This is a genomic window from Pedobacter kyonggii (assembly GCF_004310665.1).
Taxonomy (GTDB): Bacteria; Bacteroidota; Bacteroidia; order Sphingobacteriales; family Sphingobacteriaceae; genus Pedobacter; species Pedobacter kyonggii.
This window is the reverse complement of sequence record NZ_SIXF01000013.1, coordinates 40,183-60,780: the sequence shown is the minus strand read 5'-3', so window position 1 is coordinate 60,780 and position 20,598 is coordinate 40,183. Positions and strand designations below refer to the sequence as shown.

The 20,598-nt window shown below is 41.7% G+C and carries 20 protein-coding genes; 17 read left to right on the top strand and 3 right to left on the bottom strand.

All coding sequences use genetic code 11. The annotated features are described in order from the left end of the window. Positions 1–147: 147 nt before the first annotated feature. The 16 genes from EYS08_RS14370 to EYS08_RS14295 all read left to right on the top strand — a co-directional run bounded on the left by EYS08_RS14370 (position 148) and on the right by EYS08_RS14295 (position 17,781). Positions 148–1,263 carry an acyltransferase family protein gene (locus EYS08_RS14370; RefSeq protein WP_131030695.1) on the top strand — a complete coding sequence of 372 codons (1,116 nt, stop codon included), beginning with the start codon at positions 148–150 and terminating at the stop codon, positions 1,261–1,263. A 398-nt stretch (positions 1,264–1,661) separates the two neighbouring features. Continuing rightward, positions 1,662–1,913, top strand: a complete 252-nt coding sequence (locus tag EYS08_RS14365) for an FUSC family protein (RefSeq protein ID WP_131030694.1) — start codon at positions 1,662–1,664, stop codon at positions 1,911–1,913. A gap of 83 nt (positions 1,914–1,996) precedes the next feature. Beyond that, positions 1,997–2,329: a cupin domain-containing protein gene (locus EYS08_RS26345; protein WP_244215959.1), complete on the top strand. Its 333-nt coding sequence runs from the start codon at positions 1,997–1,999 to the stop codon at positions 2,327–2,329. A 622-nt stretch (positions 2,330–2,951) separates the two neighbouring features. Then, on the top strand, positions 2,952–4,172 hold the full coding sequence (locus tag EYS08_RS14355) for an acyltransferase family protein (RefSeq protein ID WP_131030693.1): 1,221 nt from the start codon (positions 2,952–2,954) through the stop codon (positions 4,170–4,172). Between the two features lie 124 nt (positions 4,173–4,296). Then, complete coding sequence (locus EYS08_RS14350; RefSeq protein WP_131030692.1) at positions 4,297–5,058, top strand: polysaccharide biosynthesis/export family protein; 762 nt, start codon at positions 4,297–4,299, stop codon at positions 5,056–5,058. A gap of 7 nt (positions 5,059–5,065) precedes the next feature. Further along, complete coding sequence (locus EYS08_RS14345; protein WP_131030691.1) at positions 5,066–7,423, top strand: GumC family protein; 2,358 nt, start codon at positions 5,066–5,068, stop codon at positions 7,421–7,423. Continuing rightward, positions 7,416–8,765 carry a flippase gene (locus EYS08_RS14340; RefSeq protein WP_131030690.1) on the top strand — a complete coding sequence of 450 codons (1,350 nt, stop codon included), beginning with the start codon at positions 7,416–7,418 and terminating at the stop codon, positions 8,763–8,765. The genes EYS08_RS14345 and EYS08_RS14340 overlap by 8 nt, the downstream gene beginning before the upstream one ends. After that, positions 8,752–9,444: an FkbM family methyltransferase gene (locus EYS08_RS14335; RefSeq protein ID WP_131030689.1), complete on the top strand. Its 693-nt coding sequence runs from the start codon at positions 8,752–8,754 to the stop codon at positions 9,442–9,444. Before EYS08_RS14340 ends, EYS08_RS14335 begins: the two co-directional genes overlap by 14 nt. A 1-nt stretch (position 9,445) precedes the next feature. Continuing rightward, positions 9,446–10,093: a class I SAM-dependent methyltransferase gene (locus EYS08_RS14330; RefSeq protein WP_131030688.1), complete on the top strand. Its 648-nt coding sequence runs from the start codon at positions 9,446–9,448 to the stop codon at positions 10,091–10,093. Then, positions 10,093–11,010 carry a nucleotide-diphospho-sugar transferase gene (locus EYS08_RS14325; protein ID WP_208745859.1) on the top strand — a complete coding sequence of 306 codons (918 nt, stop codon included), beginning with the start codon at positions 10,093–10,095 and terminating at the stop codon, positions 11,008–11,010. The genes EYS08_RS14330 and EYS08_RS14325 overlap by 1 nt, the downstream gene beginning before the upstream one ends. 1 nt (position 11,011) lies before the next feature. Next, positions 11,012–12,436, top strand: coding sequence for a hypothetical protein (locus EYS08_RS14320; RefSeq protein WP_131030687.1), 1,425 nt, complete (start codon positions 11,012–11,014; stop codon positions 12,434–12,436). Next, the gene (locus tag EYS08_RS14315; RefSeq protein WP_165456463.1) at positions 12,420–13,289 is read left to right on the top strand and encodes an FkbM family methyltransferase; all 870 of its coding nucleotides are present in this window, start codon (positions 12,420–12,422) and stop codon (positions 13,287–13,289) included. The genes EYS08_RS14320 and EYS08_RS14315 overlap by 17 nt, the downstream gene beginning before the upstream one ends. An 11-nt stretch (positions 13,290–13,300) precedes the next feature. Further along, positions 13,301–14,401 (top strand): glycosyltransferase family 4 protein, encoded by a 1,101-nt coding sequence (locus EYS08_RS14310; RefSeq protein ID WP_131030685.1) that lies wholly within the window; start codon positions 13,301–13,303, stop codon positions 14,399–14,401. Between the two features lie 2 nt (positions 14,402–14,403). Further along, the gene (locus EYS08_RS14305) at positions 14,404–15,138 is read left to right on the top strand and encodes an FkbM family methyltransferase (protein ID WP_165456462.1); all 735 of its coding nucleotides are present in this window, start codon (positions 14,404–14,406) and stop codon (positions 15,136–15,138) included. Continuing rightward, positions 15,135–16,331: a glycosyltransferase family 4 protein gene (locus EYS08_RS14300; RefSeq protein ID WP_131030683.1), complete on the top strand. Its 1,197-nt coding sequence runs from the start codon at positions 15,135–15,137 to the stop codon at positions 16,329–16,331. Before EYS08_RS14305 ends, EYS08_RS14300 begins: the two co-directional genes overlap by 4 nt. 46 nt (positions 16,332–16,377) lie before the next feature. After that, positions 16,378–17,781, top strand: coding sequence for an undecaprenyl-phosphate glucose phosphotransferase (locus EYS08_RS14295; protein ID WP_131030682.1), 1,404 nt, complete (start codon positions 16,378–16,380; stop codon positions 17,779–17,781). On the opposite strand, the gene EYS08_RS14290 is transcribed toward EYS08_RS14295, so the two are convergent. Further along, the gene (locus EYS08_RS14290) at positions 17,778–18,587 is read right to left on the bottom strand and encodes an FkbM family methyltransferase (protein ID WP_131030681.1); all 810 of its coding nucleotides are present in this window, start codon (positions 18,585–18,587) and stop codon (positions 17,778–17,780) included. The two genes, EYS08_RS14295 and EYS08_RS14290, sit on opposite strands and share 4 nt — an antisense overlap. A 354-nt stretch (positions 18,588–18,941) precedes the next feature. Here EYS08_RS14290 and EYS08_RS25750 point away from each other — a divergent pair, with 354 nt between their 5' ends. Then, positions 18,942–19,112 carry a hypothetical protein gene (locus EYS08_RS25750; protein WP_165456461.1) on the top strand — a complete coding sequence of 57 codons (171 nt, stop codon included), beginning with the start codon at positions 18,942–18,944 and terminating at the stop codon, positions 19,110–19,112. 50 nt (positions 19,113–19,162) lie between these two features. On the opposite strand, the gene EYS08_RS14285 is transcribed toward EYS08_RS25750, so the two are convergent. Together EYS08_RS14285 and EYS08_RS14280 are read right to left on the bottom strand one after the other, a co-directional pair. After that, on the bottom strand, positions 19,163–19,669 hold the full coding sequence (locus EYS08_RS14285; protein ID WP_131030680.1) for a hypothetical protein: 507 nt from the start codon (positions 19,667–19,669) through the stop codon (positions 19,163–19,165). 30 nt (positions 19,670–19,699) lie between these two features. Beyond that, complete coding sequence (locus EYS08_RS14280) at positions 19,700–20,497, bottom strand: DUF4382 domain-containing protein (RefSeq protein ID WP_131030679.1); 798 nt, start codon at positions 20,495–20,497, stop codon at positions 19,700–19,702. Positions 20,498–20,598: the final 101 nt, after the last annotated feature.

Here is a 20,598-nt window from a genome sequence, read left to right as displayed (position 1 = left end):
GTTCCTTCAAGTCTTAACAGCCCTAAAACAATGTCCGGAATCGGCTTATCCATCAATCTCTTCAGGCTTACGTATCATTGTAGATGCAAAGTTATGGGCTAAAGAATGTTGGTTATTTTTACGGCTTGCAATTTTACAAGCCCTTACATGCGTACTAACCTAAATAATGAACTGGCCACCAAGCCACACTACCCTATATTAGATGGCCTTCGCGGTGTCGCTGCTATAATTGTTGTTACCTTTCACTTAACCGAGCCCTTAGGCACTGGGCACCTCGATATCCTGGTGAATCATGGTTATCTGGCTGTAGATTTTTTCTTTTTATTGTCGGGTTTTGTAATGGGCTACGCTTATGACGACAGATGGAATAAAATGAGTGTAGGCAGTTTTTTCAAACGCCGTATTGTACGTTTGCAACCCATGGTGATTTTAGGAATGACCCTTGGTGCCATCGGATTCTATTTTACAGATTCTACCATATGGCCGCTCATTCACACCATTCCGCTCTGGAAGATGCTGCTCGTACTGCTTATTGGCTACACCATCCTGCCTATACCATTATCACTTGATATACGTGGCTGGCAGGAAATGCATCCCATGAACAGCGTGGGCTGGTCTTTGTTTTTTGAATACATTGCCAATATTTTATATGCGGTGTGGATCAGGAAGTTTTCCAAAACCGCATTAAGTATCTTAGTGGTTATTGCGGCCATCGCACTGGCACACCTAGCCATTACAAACGGTGATGTGAGCGGTGGCTGGACATTGAATGTAGAGCAGGTACGCATTGGATTTACCCGAACCCTATACCCTTTCTTTGCAGGCTTGTTACTTTCGCGTATCGCCAAGCCCACCCGAATTAAAAATGCCTTTTTATGGTGCAGTCTTTTAGTGGCGCTAGTACTTTATATGCCGCGCATTGGCGGCGCGGAGCACCTTTGGATGAACGGGATTTATGAATCTGTCTGCATTATCATCGTATTCCCGCTTATTGTGTACATTGGCGCCAGTGGCATACTGCAAACGCAAAGAGAGTACAGGATATGCAAATTTTTAGGTGATGTATCCTATCCACTTTACCTGGTACATTATCCGCTGGTTTATTTTTACGTAGCCTGGATCAGCAACCGTAAAGGCACAACCATTGTGCAGGCCTGGCCTTATGCCTTACTCATTTTAGTCGGCGGGATTATTTTGGCCTATGCCACTTTAAAATGGTACGACGAGCCAGTGCGTAAATGGTTGCGGAAAAAGCTTGCCTAAAATTGGGTTAGATTTAAAAGAGGCTGTATCATAAATATAGAGTTATCATTCTGAAAGTTAATTTTGTATAAAAAATCAATATAGATGACAGAGGCTTTTTTTTGCAGTGATAGGCTGCAAAGGATCGTCATTGCGAGAAGGCTTTTTTAGCCTACGAAGTAATCTTTATGGTAATCACTAGCAGAAAGATTGCGTCGTCGTTCCTCCTCGCAATGACGACCTGTCTTTTGGAGTCTGTCATTGATAGCTTGTCGAAGGACTTTGTTAAATAACCTTTGATTAAGTTCATTTTTCGATGGGCTTTTTTAATTAAACTTGATCTACCGCTTTTAGTAGTTGCGTTTATCACGTATATTTGAGCATTACCCACAAGGGATTACGCTCAAAAACCACGGAAAATGGAACAAAAAAATCTAACGGAACTAACAGACGAGGAGTTGCTGCAAGAAGCAAAAAAAAGGAAATCGGCAGTCATAACCAATGCCATATTAGTTGGATTTCTGATCGGTGTTGTATTTTACAGCGTTATGAAAAACAGTTTAGGTTTTTTAACACTCATCCCCTTATTTTTCATTTATAAGCTGACAAACAACTCAAAATATAACAATCAAGAATTAGAAAACCTTCTAAAAGAAAGAGGCTTGAAATAAGAAAGGTAGTTGATGATCAGATAACGGCGGATGACCTTGACCAATGAATTGAAGCGTAAAAATATACAGGGAAAAACCAAAGAATGATGGAATCCAATATCAAAATCATTAATAAAAATGAAGGCGAATATTTAGGCATAGCAAGCGGTAATTACAGGATCATCATTTCTGGTGAGCAAACCAATGGCAACTATGCAGTTATCGAAATGACTGTTCCTCCAGGAGGCGGCCCACCACCGCACGCTCACCCCGACACACAGGAAATGTTTCATGTATTGGAGGGAGAAGTGGAATTTAGAACAGAAAATGGTAAACAAATCGTTTCAAAAGAAGGCTTTGTAAATATTCCCTTTGGCGGAGCCATTCATTGCTTTAAGAATATTTCAGCAAACCTGCACGATTGCTCTGGACGGTAGTACCCGCCGGACTGGAAAATCTATTTCAGGAAATAGGTACACCTCCCTGGGCAAACGCTGCCCATTCCTGAACTAACAGAAGAGCGGAAAGCGTTTTTAAAAGAGATGGATCTGAAATATAATCAGCAAACATACTCCATCGCCTTTTGGACTAGTATTCATGTAATAGTGACTACCTATTGTCTCAAAAAACGCAATAGAACTGCTGGCACTCTTTGTCCATCTCCCGTAGTTCTAGCCAATTATCCACTGAATCAATATTCAAGAACCGCTGCATAATCCTCGCCGGTTCTGCCTTCAAAGAATATCCCAAAATCAAAGGTTAAGATTTCCACATCTAACACAAAGCTATTTTAGAACTGTGCTTCTCCTTTTTGAATAACTGGCAATTGCTGATGAGTCATAGATTGACTTTGTATGTTTAATCAGCAGCTCATTATACCTATTTTACAGCAACACAGCACCTTGATGTAAAATACAACTCACACCAACCTCTTTTATTTTGTTCATTCTATTCATTAACCCCCTCAACCTCACAACTATCAGCTTTATAAATTAAATTGGGTTTGTATAATAAGTTTGAGCATTGCTGTTTGTTTTTTTTTACTATTCAGATCCCTACATGAATATAAATCAAATTCCTCCAAAGCATTTTTACACCCTCGATGCCATTAGAGGCCTTGCGGCCATAGTAGTTATTCTATATCACTGGCAGTTCTTTTATTACGCTAACGATATCTGGGTAAGTGGTGGCTTTGAGAAAACGGCACTTCCGTTCTATCCTTACTTATCGGCCATCTATAATGACGGCGTAATTGCGGTCGATTTGTTCTTTCTCCTTTCGGGGTTCATTTTTTTCTGGTTGTATGCCAAGCGGATTGCTACCCGGAAAATGGACTTCAGTAAATTTATGGTCTTCCGGATGAGCAGGCTCTACCCTATCCACCTGATTACTTTATTATCGATGGCGGCATTCCAATGGCTTATGCTCAAAAATGCAGGTCATTACTTTATTATTCAGTACAACGACAGTTATCACTTTATATTGAACATCCTTTTTATGCAAAGTTGGGGAATTGAGAAAGGTGCATCTTTTAACGGACCATCTTGGTCGGTTTCTGTAGAAGTATTCCTTTATTTAGCATTCTTCGTGATCTGCTACCTGAAACTGCAAAATAAAAAATGGCTGTTATTCTTCCTTATGCCTTTGGGAATATTTTTACAATATTATTTTACCCTCATCGGAAAAGGCATGTACTCTTTCTTTTTAGGCGCATTGGTTTATTACCTCTATGTTTGGATGCTTAAAGAAAACAGGACAAAAAAATACCTGTCGCCCCTGATCGTCTTCACGGGTTTACTTTGGGTTCTACTCTTTGCCGAATATTATTTTGGATTCCTTAGAGGTATATTTATAAAGCAGTATCTACATACATTCCCCCACAAAACCCTCGACTCGGCAGAAACAGCTTTTGGACTGGGCAAGAACTTTGTTTTCAGAACCCTAGTGTCACCTTGCACCATCCTAGCCCTAACACTGTGGGAAACCAACAAGGGTACGATCAACAAGAAATGGGCATTGCTCGGTAATTGCAGCTATGCCATGTACTTAATCCATTTTTCGCTACAGATCACCTTCGTACTCATAGTTGATGCTTTTCATATCAACCGTCTGGTACTCCGTTCACCAATTACTTTACTGATTTTTTTCCTGATTCTGCTGCCACTGAGTCTAATGATCTACTATTATTTCGAGTTGCCAGCCCAGGAAAAAATCAGGGAAAGATTCTATAAAATAGAAAAAACAAAACCAAGCATAGCTGAGGTTGAAGTAAAAACATAATAAATTTCTGTGGTCGGGAGCCGATTCCCAACTCGGATAGCGTGTAGTGAATGGCTGGCGGTAGAATCCCCCTCATTCACAAGCATTTTTATATAATACTGCATTAATAAATTAATTACTAGATATGAAATTAAAATTTAGCTTACCACTCATCCTGGCCTTGCTAATCGTTATGGGATGTGCAAACACCCGGAAACTCACTTACTTTAATGACATTGCAGTGGCTACCGGGGCAGATTCCCTTCACCGTATGCAGCAACTTAAGATACAGCCTGGTGATATCCTGCAAATCACCATCACCACGCTTGACAAAGAAGTTTCACAAATGTTTAATCCCAATGTGGCTGCTTCAGGCCCAGCCTCCGGTAGCGGCATAGAACAGGGATACCTGGTAGACAGCGTGGGCATTATAACCTTACCGGTGATCGGAAAAATAAACGTAAAGAATAAAACAACCACAGCCATTAACGACCTGGTATCACAGGAACTGGATAAAACAGTGCGTAGCACTTACGTATCTACACGGCTGGTAAATTTCAGGGTATCTGTTCTGGGTGATGTGGCCCATCCAGGTTCCTTCCGCATAGGAGCAGAAAGAGCTTCTATACTGGATGTACTGAGCATGGCAGGCGACCTGAACATCACGGCCAAACGGGACGACATTATGATCATCCGCGAAATCAATGGAATCAAAAAGTATACATCAGTAAACCTGAACGATAGCAAAACACTCTCCTCTGATTATTATTATCTCCGCAATAATGATGTGATTTATGTTAAGCCGGGCCCCGATCGCAAGTTTGCCACATCTAAAACAGTACAGCTCCTGCCTGCCATCATAGGCGTGATATCGTTAATTACCACGATTGTCATCTTAAACAAGTAATCGCCTTATGAATCAGGAAAAAACAACAAATAATAAAAACTCGGTAATAGATCTGAACGATCTCTTCCAGAAGATGCTTTTTCACTGGCCCCTCTACCTTTTGGTACTGTTGGCTATGGTGGCAGGCGGCATGCTTTACATGAAATACAAGAAACCGATGTACATGTCGAGCGCTAAACTATACCTAAAGGATGAAAAAAAAGGTGGTGGGGAAGAAATGGATGCACTCAAATCACTCTCTCTTTTCAACAGTGGTAAAAATATTGAAAATGAAATGGAGGTGCTGAAATCTCCTATCCTGGTAGAAAAAGTGATCGCAGCTAATGGCTTTAACATCCGGTATTATATAAAAGGAACGGTAAAAAATGAAGAAATCTATGGCCGTCTACCGTTTACCATCCGCGTACTGAGCGACAGTTCAAAAGTAGGCTCCTACATTTTTGATGTCACGCGTGAAAACAACATGCTAAAAATAAAACAGGTAAATGCTACTGCTGATACCAGCAGGCAATTAACCGTCAAACCCGGTGAAGCATTCACCGTAGCGAAGGATAAATTCGTGATCAACTACGCTCCAAAGGCTACCGCCGATCTGGCAAATACATTCCAGATCAAGGTAGACTCAGTTGCAGAGTGTGCTTATGACAAAATAGAAGAAATAGGTGCAGCGCTTGTGAACCGTGATGCTACAGTAATAATGGTTAGCTACAGCGATCCCGTACCCCAAAGGGCAGCCAATTTTCTCAATACCCTGCTCGACACCTATAACGAATATACCCTTGACGACAAGAACAGGACTGCCTTTAAAACCATTCATTTTCTGGGAGTGCGGATCGATTCTTTAAAAGAAGAATTGGGACTGCTTGAAAAACAGGAAGAAAATTTCAAGATCCAGAGGGGCATCACAGATATTGATGCGAGCTCTAAACTGGCACTTGAACAGGTAAAGGAAGCAGATATCCGGCTCAGTGAAGCCAATATGCAACTTTCAGTTCTTGATCAGGTGGAAAGATACGTCAACAATCCTTCCGGCAATTACCCTTTTGCACCCGTACTCGGCAATATTGATCAGACATTAACTTCCATGATCAATCGTTACGAGGAAGCACTTAAAGAAAGGAAACGTTTGTCGCTCTCCCTCAAACCTACCAGCGAGATCCTAAAAAATGTAGAATCGCAGATTGCCGATACCCGTAAAACCATCAGCGATTATATCTCCGGATACAAGCGGAACGCTGGTGTGGTACAAAAAGAAACACAGCGTAAAGTAAACCAGATACAGGGAAAAATAGCCAATATACCTACCTACGCAAAAGAGTACATCAACATCAAAAGGCAACAGGGCGTAAAGGAAAGCCTATATCTCTACCTGTTAAAAAAGAAAGAAGAAGCATCAGTTGCCTACGCCAGCAATGTGGTAGACAATAAAGTGATTGCCCCAGCTTTTGTGCCCGAAAAACCTATTTCTCCAAAAAAAGCCATTGTATTTATTGGCTTTATTGCCGCTGGGCTGGTGCTTGCCAGTGCCTATATTTATTTTAAATATTTCTTAAACCCTAGGGTACTCAGTAAAAAAGAAATCGAACAGGTATTCGATCTCCCTATGATCGCCGAAATTTACCAGCAGGATGACAAGCCGCACGACATGTCACTCCAGAACAGGTCAATACTGGTAGAACAGACATTCAACATGCGTACAAACCTAAAATTTCTGCTTACAGGAGTTACCGGTACGCCTACTGTCCTGCTCACTTCAAGCGTTTCGGGTGAGGGGAAAACATTCCTGGCGGCCCATCTTGGAAATTCATTAACGGTGGGTGATAAAAAAGTGGTACTGGTTGAACTCGATCTCAGAAACCCTAAGCTTTCACAGTTCTTCGGGCTGGATCATAATGTTGGTGTAACCAATTATATCATAGGCAATAAAAACCTGGAAGAGATTATTAAAAAAGTACCGGGCACAGAAGAACTTTACCTCGTTTCTTCAGGGGCTATTCCACCCAACCCAATTGAGCTGATTGAAGGAGAGCGCATGGCAGACCTGCTGAACCAGTTGAAGAACCGCTTCGACTACGTAATCATTGATATGTCGCCTATCGGTATCGTATCCGACGCTAAAAGCATTTCAAGCCTTATAGACTGTGCCCTGTTTGTGGTTCGGTACAATTTCACCCTGAAATCTAAATTATCGGCAGTATCGGAAAATCTAGTGAAAGGGTTCTTCAAAAAAATAGGGATCATCTTTAACGGCATAGAACAGGATACCTTCCACTCGTATTATGATCAATATTCATACGCAGAAAATAAACAACATAAAGGTACATGGTCATCATTAGTTAAAAAAATAAAACAGCGCATTGTATAAACTATTTGAAAATAGCGGTTGGCTCCTGATTGATAAGCTCAGTAAACTTTTTCCGGGCATTATCATCATGGCGCTCATTGGCCGGCACCTAGGCCCTGAAGAGTTCGGGATATGGAACTATGCGCTTGCACTTACCACGATTATAGGAAGTGTCGCCATTCTTGGAATGGATAGGCTCGCTGTAAAAGAAATTATCAATAATGAGCAAGGGCAGGGAACTATTGTGGCCACTGTTATTTTAATGAGGATTATTGCCAGCATAATCTGTATGGCTGTCAGCATAGGCATTGTGCTGTTTGCCCAGAAACACCAGCAACTTTATTTATACTGCACCATTTTTTCTGCGCTGATTATCATCCTGCAATCCTTTGATGTACTGGATTATTTCTACCAGGCAAAAAACAAGGTAAAAAGAGTAATCATCCCAAAAGTGACCGTATTCATTACTTTTTGCGTAGTAAAGTTGATCGTTATATTGCTCGGTGGTACCCTCATCGCATTTCTATGGGCATCGGTTATCGAATTGCTCATCACCTACCTCATCATCATTATGGTATTTGGCTACCATAATGCCACAGATTTTACCCCTCGGGTCGACTGGTCGCTGGCCAGAACGCTGCTGGTTCAAAGCTGGCCACTCATACTCTCAAACCTGGTAGTAGTATTATTTATGAAGATAGACCTGGTATTGTTGGATGTGCTTTCTAACCCTGCCGAACTGGGCAGGTACGTAGGTGCTGCACGGATCTCTGAATTGTGGTATGCCATTCCTACTGTGATATCTGTAGCCATACTGCCGGGGCTCATACAAAAGAAAAAGATCAGCCAAAATACTTACCTGGTCACATTGGAAAAATGGCTACGGTTATCCTTCTGGCTTAGCGCCGCTATTGCTATACTGGTTACACTAACTGCACACCTGATTATTCCGTTCCTTTACGGTGACAGCTATAGGGCTGCTTCCTGGATGCTGATGATCCATGTATGGGCAGGTATTCCCGTTTTCCTATGTATTGTTTTAGTGCAATATCTTTTCGTGGAAGGAGAATATAAGATCTATCTGTATGCCAACCTGTATGGCCTGATCGCTAACGTGGCTATCAACTTCTTTTTGATACCTGCCTATGGCGGTATTGGCGCGGCCATTGCCACGGTAGCTGCTTACTTTACTGTATATGGCGTACTGCTTTTACTCGACAAGAGCGGCCAGGGATACCGGCTCACAAAAAAAATGTTCAACCCTGTACTGGCGCTTTCAGACATCAAACAATTGCACAATAGCCTGAGGATTTTTACCGGCAAATTATTCACCAAAAACGTTATGCCAAATGAGCAGCATTAAAAGTATAGCATCAAAAATAGTTACCACGCTATTTCCCCGGCTCAGTTACGGGGTGCGTGCTTACAGCTCAGAAGGAGAAGATATGATCTTAAAAAGGATCTTTGATAAAAAGCAGCATGGTGTTTATGTAGATGTGGGCGCACATCATCCCTTTAGGGTATCCAATACCTACCTGCTTTACAAGCAGAACTGGACCGGTATCAACATCGATCCTATGCCGGGTTCGATGGCTGTATTTAATAGGCATCGGCCTAAAGATATTAACCTTGAAATGGGCGTATCTGCAGTAAAACAGCAACTCACCTATTTCATATTTAACGAACCTGCTTTAAACACTTTCTCTCCTGAAAAGGTAAAAGAATACTCGCAGGCAGCGAGATACCGCGTAATTGCAGAAAAGAAGATCGAAACCTGGCCACTGGCTGATATCCTGGATGAATACCTGGCAAAAAACGTAACCATCGATTTTCTCAGCATCGATGCCGAAGGGCTCGATTTAGAAGTACTGCGATCTAACAATTGGGATAAATACAAACCGGAGTACGTACTGGCCGAATCACCTCCCTTCGAGGTATTCCAGCCAGAGAGCAGCGAATTATACCAATTTATGCAACAGATAGGCTATAGCTTGTTTGCCAAAACCTATTACACATACATTTTTAAAAATATGCACACATAATATGTCTGGAAGCAAGTTATACGTACAATATGGTAGTGGCCCCTTTTCAGCACCTGATGGCTGGAAAAACTACGATGCATCGCCCACCCTCAAGATCCAGCGGATTCCCCTGATCGGGAAATTGCTCACGCCAGCCATGCATGTATCTTTCCACCCTGACGTTTTACTAGGCGATATACTGAAAGGCCTTCCAGGCATAAAGGATAACGCTTGCGATGGCATTTACTGTTCGCATGTACTGGAGCACCTAGCCTATAACGACTGCCTTCTGGCGATCAGGAATAGTTTTCGGATGCTGAAGCCGGGCGGTTACTTCAGGTGCGTACTGCCAGATCTTGCTGTTGCCGCAAAGAGATACCTCGAGCAACTCTCAAACAATGACCCGAAGGCCAATACCGCTTTTATGGAAGAAACACTGTTGGGAAAAGAACAAAGGATCAGGGGGCTGAAACAGTTGATACAGCTGGCCCTAGGTAACCGCGAACACCTGTACATGTGGGACCACCTTTCCTTAACGCATCAGCTTGCTGTCGCCGGGTTTAAAAACATCAGAAATTGTGCGTTTAACGACAGCCCAGATCCTATGTTTAAACTGGTAGAAGAAGAAATTAGATTTAATAATGCCGTTGCATTGGAGGCAACAAAATAATGTTACACACGCCGATCTTACTTCTGATATTTAACCGTCCCGAACAAGCATTGCTGATATTCGGGCAGATCAGGCTGCAGCAGCCTGAACGGTTGTTTATTGCTGCTGATGGTCCCCGGGCCGATCAGCCTGGAGAAGCTGCACTGTGCGAAACCACCAGAACAACGATCTTAAACGGCATCGACTGGCCCTGTAAGATAGAAACCCTATTCCGCCCCGATAACCTGGGCTGTGGTAAAGCGGTAAGCACCGCCATCGACTGGTTTTTTAACAATGTAGAAGAAGGCATTATACTGGAAGATGATTGTTTGCCGGATCCAACCTTCTTCTCGTTCTGTACAGTGATGCTGGAAAAATACCGATTGAACAAGAATATTATGCACGTTAACGGAGGCAATTACCAGGCGGGCATGCTGAGGGGAAATGGCTCCTACTATTTTTCGCGCTATGCACACGTGTGGGGATGGGCGAGCTGGCGGCGTGCCTGGCAGCATTACGACTTCAGCCTTAAGTGCTACAAGAACGATTCCAGACAGGGTCTCAACAGCTTTCTGCAGTCAGAACTGCAATCCGTAAACAATGCCCAAACAGACACCTGGGATATCCAATGGTTTATGAGCGTGTGGTTCAATAAAGGATTGGTAATCACGCCCAATATCAGTCTTGTTAAAAACATAGGTTATGGCAAAAACGCTACCCATACCCATTCCGTTCCACAATGGTTTAACAAAATACAATATGGCAAAATAGTAGATATAAAACACCCTGACAACAATAACATTAATGAAGAAGCCGACAGGTATAGCCTCAAAACGCTGTATAGCCCGGGAAGATTTTATACAGCGATCAAAAAAATAGCACAAAACAATATGTGGCTGTTCAACCAGTGCAAACGTATTTACAGAATGGTAAATTAATATGGAAACCGGATACAGTAGTCTTCAGAGCAGTAATTTATTCGTGGAATGCTTCAGGGAAAGCATGCCTCTGGTTATTGCCGTAACACTGCTGTATCTGTACTATAACAAGCGGATCTCTATTATCGATACGCTGCTTTATGCCTTTGCAACAGAAGCTTATACGATGCTTGTAATCGGGCCTACCTTTACGGCTACATTTTTCGTTGGTATTTACATCTTCGTTGAACAGGCACATCAGTTGTTTACGGGTAGGCAATACATCAGAAAGGAATATCTCTTTTTACTGATATTGCCACTGCTATCGAGTATTTTGGTATTCCTGATCACACAATTCTATAAAGATCCTTTTAATTATCCTGGCGGCAGGCTATACGCTTTTTATACTAAGCCCATTTATTTTTACCTCAAAACCTATCTGCCTTTATTTGCCATTGGTGCCAAGATCGTGCAGGAAAGAGGGCAACTTTCATTTGAAAAATTTGCCAATAGCATAAAAAAAATTGCGGTTATATCCTGTATCATAGCTACAATCCAGATTGTAGTACAGCTCATTTTCCAGAATGTAGAACTTAGCGAGCTTTTAGGGCTTCAAAGCCGTTACTTGATCATGGAAATCAATGGCCCGCTGGGTGTTCGCGTGCAGGCCTTGTTCTCTGAACCTAAAATATTCAGTGCCTTTCTTTCTTTAGCCATTCCGTTTTTCTTGAGAGACCGGAACTACAGGGCGGCTACGGTAATGTTTGTTGTGGGCATACTCACATCATCACAAACCTTTTGGGTTAATATCATGGCTGGTGGTCTTCTTTTTTTCTGTCTGCCAAAATTGATGTCGGTGAGATGGAAAATAATTGGTACCATGGGCATGATCGTTGGCATTTTCCTCGCCATTTCGGCCTCCAAGGAATATTTCATGAAACAATATCTGGCTAACCGCAACCATCCCGTATATCGGCTGCTACTTGAAAGATCCACTTACCGCTACAATAATGAGATATGGCGAAAAAATAACATTTTTCTAGGGATTCCGCTACAGCGGGATATGGAACTACCAGTAGTAGATTTTTTGAAGGATGAACCTTATCTCTTTATATCCGGTTACGGAGCGGGAAACAGTACATTCATCCCTCCGCGTTATTTTTTCGGGCAGATGAGTTATCAAAACCGGGTGGAAGGCATTGGCGGCCAGAACCTAAATATGCGCTGGTTCTTTATTCTGGCAGAATTCGGTGCTGTTTCGCTGTTTTTCTTCTTCATGATACTAACCAGAACGGCGCAGGAGACTCCACCTTTTCAACGTAGTTATCTGGCATATTTGGCTGTTTGTTTCTTTTTTAGCCAGATCGATCTTTTTTTAGTCATAGTGGCATTACTCTGTGCATATAACGAATCAATAAATGAAAATGGACATGAACAAAGTAAGTAGTATGCTCTGGGGGATTCGATTCCGGCTGTCTTTATTGTATCACTACCTGTTCAATAAAAAGGTTAGAAAGAGAACGGCATGGCATGAAATGTTATACCACCTGTTTTCACCACGGATGTACACGGTGGCCAATGAAAAAGCCACTTTGGTAAATAAAGACGAAAAATACTGCTATTACCGGATAACAGGTTATGAGCACCTATTCATTTACCCTGCAACCGCACCGTTTTACAGTTTTGCCATGATCATAACCGAAGCAAGGCCGCAACATTGGCATTACTACGAAATTCCGCAAACAGCAATCGCACCAGGAGACGTGGTTGTTGATTGTGGCAGTGCAGAAGGTTTTTTTGCCTTTAGGCACCAATACACTGCCGGCCGCATTTATGTACTGGAACCTTTGCCCCTATTCATAGATTCCCTACAGCAACTTTTCGGACGAAAAGATAACGTGGTGATCCTGCCGGTAGCGGCAGGTGATACCTGCCAAAAGGCATATATCAACATGACCTCCGATAGCACTATCCTAAATGGTACCATAGGTCAGCACAGTGAAAACAGTGAAGCGATTGAAATAGACGTGGTTACCATCGATAGTCTTTTCGCTGATAAAGGGATTATGATAGATTACCTGAAGGCAGACATTGAAGGATTTGAGGAAAATATGATCAGGGGTGCGATTGAAACCATCCGCGCAAGCAAACCGAAAATAGCGATCACCACCTATCATAAAGGACAGGATTATGAAAAACTGATCGCATTGATTAAAAGCGTGGTACCGGAATACAATTATCTCGTAAAGGGGATACATTATTTATCCGGCAACCCGGTAATGTTACACATGTGGATATAAAGACAATTTAGATGCAGGTATTTTTTGACAACAGTGTATTTTCTATTCAGAAAGCAGGCGGTGTATCTGCCTACTGGTATGAACTGCTATCTGGCATGTGCAACAGCGAGCTTTCAATTGGCTTTTTAAATGCAAGGCCACAATCAGACAATATCTTTGAAAACAAAATAGACTATAATCGCTTCAATTGTATCCAGGAGAGCAGGATTCCCCTAAAGTACCTGCGATATCTGCCGCTACGTTATGCCCTTCCTACTGCTGCCATTTTTCATGGAGGATATCTACGGATATCCCCTCAAAAGGACATCCTGAATATCCTTACCGTGCATGATTTTGCACATGAGCGAAAGTTGGCCTCAAAGTTCCCACGGGGACTGGCAAATACATTGCAAAAAGCGTATGGCATCAGACGCGCCGATGGCATTATATGTATCTCAGATAGTACCCGACAAGAACTGTTTCACTTTTTTCCCGGCATTAATCCAGCGAAGATAAAAGTGATCCATCATGGCATCGGTAACTTCTACCCGATTAGCAAACAGCAACCGGCCAATTGTTCGCTTGACATCGATCTCGGTGAAAAATTTGTCCTGTATGTAGGCGCCCGCAGGAATTATAAGAATTTTTTTACGGCAGTAAAAACAATAGAGCTGCTGCCCCCGTCCTTCAACCTGGTAGTGGTAGGTGGTGAGCCATGGGATAAAAAAGAAATAGATATGATGAACAAAAAAATACCAGGGCGCTATCGTATTTTCCAAACAATAAGCCAGTCCGATCTGAATATATTATATAATCACGCTTTCTGCCTTCTTTATACTTCCGCTTATGAAGGCTTCGGATTTCCTCCGGGAGAAGCCATGAAAGCTGGTTGTCCTGTAGTAACTACCAATATGACATCGATGCCCGAAGTAGTAGGCAGGGCAGGGCTAATGGCTGACAGGCCAGACCCCCTGTTATTTGCCGAAAAGATCAGCTCGTTGGAGAATGAAATATTTAAACAACGGCTGATTGCCCGGGGACTGCAACAGGCGCAACAATTTACGTGGAACAAAAGTGTACAAGAAACAATTAATTTTTATAAAGACTGCTGGAACCTCAAATTTTCGACATGAATATGCTTTTTAAAATAACAAATGCCTTAAAAGTATTCCTGGCCTCAGGCAGGAGCCTCAGGTCGCTATCAGAAAAAGGTGCCTCGGTTGCTTCTACACTGATACTGCACAACTGTAGGCATTACATACCGGTATTAGGAGCTATTATAGATGTAGGCGCCAATCAGGGCCAGTTTGCAATAGCTGCAAATCACTTCTACCCTGGGGCGCATATACACTCCTTTGAGCCCCTTCCCGAAGTATATCCTATTTTACAACACAATACGCGCAGGTTAAACGGCATTAGCACTTACAACATGGCCCTGGGCAACTCTACAGGAATGCTCGAATTTTACAGCAATACTTACTCTCATGCCAGCTCTGCCCTAAACGTATCTGCACTGCAAAAAAATATGCTGCCTAAAACAGCTACCTCCCATCGGATAGAAATACCGGTACAACGATTGGATGACCTGCGCCACAAGGTGATCTTTACGTCACCGGTATTACTGAAAATGGATGTACAGGGGTTTGAGAAGGAAGTATTGAAAGGTGCAATGGCCAGTTTGCAGCAAATTGACTATCTGTTATTTGAAACTTCTTTTGTTCATATGTACGAGGGTGAACCTCTGTTTGATGAAATGCATGATTTTGTAAAAGAACTGGGATTTGAATTCATTGCTCCTGTAGGCTTCCTTCAATCCGATAAATTACAAATCCTACAAATGGATCTTTTATATAAAAGGAAAAACATATGAAAATTGTAGTTAACGATCACTCAGGCCACGCCTTCACCCTTCAGCTTAGTAAGCAGTTCGCACAAAGCGGGCATCAGGTATTGCATGCTTATTCAGTTTCCTTCCAATCGCCAAAAGGAAACTTTGAAGACCTTCACCATTCAGGATCTGGCCTAAGCGTACTGCCCATAACCATTAAAGGTAAATTCGAAAAGTATTCTCTTTTAAAAAGACGGAAACAGGAAGTTGAATATGCTCAGCAGCTCATCACTACACTGAAAACATTTCAGCCTAACGTGGTGGTAAGCAGTACAACCCCATTATTTGTGCAGCAGCATTTACAAGAATACTGCATCAGGAAGGGAATCAAATTTGTATACTGGTGCCAGGACATCTATTCCATTGCCATTCAGAAGATTGCAAAACAACGACTGGGTTTTATAGGCTTCCCACTGTGGTACTACTTCAAAAAACTGGAAGCCGGACTGCTGAGAAAAAGCACACATGTGATCAGTATTACACCGGCCTTTAATGATCTCTTTCAAAAATGGAAGATTGATCCGAAGCGGGTAACCTACATTCCCAACTGGGCACCTCTTCCTGAAATAATACTTACAGGCAAGAACAATGAATGGGCTAACCGGCACCAGGTGGCTGATAAAACCTGTGTAGTTTATTCGGGTACGCTTGGATTAAAGCATAATCCATCCATACTATCTGCCGCTGCCCAATATTTCCGCAAGCATAAAGAAGTGCTTTTTATTATCATCTCCGAAGGTTTAGGGGCAGATTTCCTGCAAAAAGAAAAAGAGAAAAAGCAGCTGGACAATCTCCTGTTACTTCCCTTTCAGGATTTTCAAGAAATGAGCCTAGTATTCGGCACTGCAGACATCCTACTGGCTATACTAGAAAATGATGCTAGCGCCTACTCAGTGCCTTCGAAAGTACTCGCTTACCTGTGTGCAGAAAAACCAATAGTACTGGCAATGCCCCCAGATAACCTGAGCGCCGCTATTGTAGTAGATAACAAAGTAGGCTATTGTATTACACCGGATAATTTACAAGGCTTTTTCCAGCAGATTGAGAAGCTGGTAGCCGACCCCGTGTTACGAAGGAAAATGGGCCATAATGGCCGTGCATATGCAGAAAAAAAATTCGACATAACACATATTGAAAACCAATTTATGGAAGTGTTCAACACCATCCTAAACTAATTAAGAATAAGCTGTTCCCATTCATAATCCTCTAATCGCGCATAAAATGAAAACTGGCACCCCTATTAATTTCTTAGCAAGACTCCTGATAGATTACCTTGTATTGCTACTGGCATTTCTGTGCATTTATCATTATATTTTTGGTTTGAGAAGTGTGTTCTTTTCGTTATTCAACCTATTACTGTTTAGTATAAGTATCACCTCATGGACCATTATTGGGATGTCCGTCCATTTATACGAGGAATTTAGAACAAGGTCGTTCGCTTACGAATTTATAGCTATTCTCAAAACCACCTTACTTCATACCTGTTTCTTCACATTCCTGTTCTTCTATTGTTTTAAGCACTATCCTTACCCTAGAACCTTTACTTTACTACATGCTCTTTTAATTTTCACAGGTATTACAGTGATTAAATTCATTGTTAAACAATCATTGCTGCGGCTGAGATCAAATGGTTATAATATAAAAAACGTACTGATAATAGGCACAGGGGATACCGGAATGAAATTCTATAACACCATTACATCTAACGACCATTTCGGGTACAGGTGTATTGGATTTATAGATGAGCAAACCAATCCTTATCTCAATGGGCAATATCTGGGAAAAATATCAGATCTCTCCCGGATACTGGAAGATCATGAAATTGACGATGTTATTGTAGCCCTGCCGGAAACGCAGAATACAGAAATGGAAAAAATTATTATCGCCAGTGAAAAAGAAGCCAAGCGGGTAAGGATTATAGCAGATTGCCACCGCTTCTGCACTTCAACGGCTAGCATGAATTTATTCGGCACATTTCCGCTTTTAACGATCCGTACCTCTCCGTTGGATGATCCGGCCAAACAAAGGTTCAAACGCATTTTTGAACTTTGCCTCACCACCATACTTTTCATTACTGTTTTCTGGTGGCTGTTTCCCTTCATTGGCCTGCTCATCAAACTTTCTTCCCCTGGTCCCATCCTTTTTAAACAGGAGCGACAGGGCTTAAACAACAAAAAAATAACCTGCTATAAATTCCGCTCGATGATAAGCAACAGCGCTACCATAAACACAAATGGACAATATCTTCAGGCCACACTGAACGATTCAAGGGTTACCCCGACAGGAAGGTTCCTTCGGAAAACAAATCTCGACGAGCTTCCGCAATTTTTCAATGTTTTAATGGGAGATATGGCACTGGTAGGACCACGCCCCCATCCTATTCCATTACACCAGGAATCAAAAAACACCATACAGAATTATATGCTGAGGCATGTAGTGAAGCCAGGAATTACAGGCTGGGCGCAAGTGAACGGCTACAGGGGTGAAACCAAGATCGAAGGCCAGATGCAGAAACGTGTTGACTTTGATCTGTGGTATATTGAAAATTATAGTATATGGCTAGATTGCCAGATCATTTTCCAGACACTGATGAATATGATCAAAGGAGATAAAAACGCTTATTAGTTATGAAGCTGCTTCAGCGCGACAATATTCTGAAAAGAAAATATTTCATAGTTCGTGCTGTTGTACGGCCCCAGCGCTTTCAGCCCGTCGGGCAACATCCGATAAAAATCGTATCCAGGTAATATATCCACAATATCCTTGAAAAAGGTTCTGGAGATGACATTCATCTCATTGAACTCCAACTGTATAACTTCCGCCATTCCGCTGGCGATGGTTTGCCTGGCTCCTTTCAGCACACTCAGCTCATGACCTTCTGTATCGATCTTTAATAATGCGATCTTCGAGATATCATGTTTCGCTACAAATTCATCAATGCTGGTAAGGGCAATAGCCACTTCCTCGGCTTTCCCCTTATGAAGATGTTCTATTACGCCTTTATACATGCTGGCATGTTCGGATCCGCCATCACCCTGATAGTCGTAAATAGCAGCCACACTATGTGCTTCCCCTGCTCCCTCTGGCACCGCTGTGAAATTGTACGCCACTGCGACCTCACTTAGTTTACTGAATGCTACCGGGTGTGGCTCAAAAGCAAAGATTGGCTGGGTAATCCCATTCTTTCTCAGCATCATCGAATAGTTACCTAAATTGGCACCAATGTCTAGAATCGCCCCAGAATCAAACTTTCCCAGAGCTTTCAAAAACTTAATAAATGCTTTCTCACCAGACACAGTATCGTTCTCATAATTCCTGAGACCCAATCCGAACAGACTCAGCTTATACAAAAAAAGATTCACGGGATAAAAAATCCGCCGTGCAAACAATAGTACATATATTCTTTTAACAGACTTTCCTAGGGCATTCATACTTTAAATGTTATCATCAGGCTACAATACTGTAAACACTAATGTACTCATATTTTATACTGTAAACGTATTCACTTTATTCACAGCACATTAAATTCTATTAATTTGAAGTTGTGGGTTGATTACCTGGATCAGACAGTTAAAACAATAGCAGGAAGAAAAATTTCGCATAAGCAGCGATAAGATCCAAAGAGATCCCAATCGGTAACAGAAGAGCGGAAAGCGTTTTTAAAGGAGATGGATCTGAAATACAATCAACAAACCTATCCCATGGATTTTCCGGGAAAGTAAATTCATGACTTGATTAATAAAAAAGATAACATCAATTGGCACAGTTATCGCTAACATATTATTATGAAACAGATATATCTTATTGTAGCGTTATCGGGAATGCTGCTTACCAGTGCTTGTTATAGTACCCGAACTGCTGGTAATAGCGGAAAAGTTCCTCCAGGGCAAGCCAAAAAAGGAACAGGTTCAAAATCGGCCAAACCTTTTGCTCCGGGGCAACAAAAAAGAAATTAAAAAGAAAACCCTCCAAATTTGGAGGGTTTCTTTCTTTATTACACAAACAACTAATGTTTTCCCCTACCGTTTCCATGGCCTTTGCCATTTCCGTTTCCTTTATTAAAATGCTGTGAGGGTTTTCCTTTAGCACCTTTATAAACTTTCGCATTACCCTTAGCCGGTGCATATTTCTGTCCTTTGCTTTTCCCTATTGCCGATTGACCATGGTTGCCTTTAAATTTGGCATATTTTACTTTATGGGTTTTAAAATAGCGATAAGGCTGAGGAGAATTAATTACAACCTTGTACCCATTATATAAATCGTATCCCCTATATCTCGGTGGAAGCGATGTGGTAAAAACCCAGCCTCCTGCACCCATATAAATAAACTGTTTTTTAGGTACATAATAATAGCTCTCAATATCTGGCAGGTAGTAATAATCTACATAATCGTAACCGGTTGGGCCCCATGCAGGCTGTGTCCCAATGTTTATATTTACACTTACCTGGGCCTGAGCTTTAAAAGTAAGGCTGCCGCTTACCACAAGTAACAACAGCAAGAATAGCTTTTTCATCGTTTTAAATTTAGATATGAATAATGGGTTTTACTGTTTTAAAGTAACCGTGCCTAACGATGTGTTTTGCCCTAAAGCCACTTTAACAGCAGTAATGGTACTATCTCTATAACCAACAACCGGTGCAAATTTAACTGAGTAGGTACCTGAAGATAAGCCACCAACTGTAAATTTACCAGTTAAAGGATCGGCAACGGTACCCACAGTATCTGTACCAGCAATAACCAATACTTCAGGATGGCTTGCTAAAGGCAAAACAGTTCCCGAAATTAATCCGGTAGTTGCTGCTGTAATTCCACGTACCACTGGTTTTAATAAATATTTTCCGTTTCCGGTGCTTACGATAGATTTCGCCGCATCAAAGTCTAATAGCAATGTATAAGCAGCGCCTTCAACCAATTCAGGATTAGCGGTTAATTTCACCTTCCAGCCAGATGTTTGTGCACTTGGCGTTTTAAGTTCCTGCTGAACACCATTTACTACAATTGTATTTCCGGTTTCGTTAAGTACCAGTCTGATCTCTGTAATTTCACCTGAAGGCATTTCACCCGAAGCAACCAAAATATCAGGATTACTGGTGCCGATCCTAAAATCAAGAATATCGAATATACCTGCACTTGCTGCAAATACATAAGGTTTATCGCCCGATACCAGTACAATCTCTTTTACACTTAAGTTAATCTTATCGAAGTTACCCGGGGCATCGGTCATTTTAATCTGAACTTTAGTTGTTCCCTGGCTTGATTCATTTTTTTTACATCCATAAAAGGCAGTCATCCCGATTACAACAAAGACGGCTAAAATGGTATTTACAAAATTTGTTTTCATAACTGTAGATTTTATTTAAAGTTTTACGCTTCAAAGTTGAGATGCCAAGATGAAACCAACATGAAATTTAAATTTTATTTTTTTCATCTTAATTTCATGTT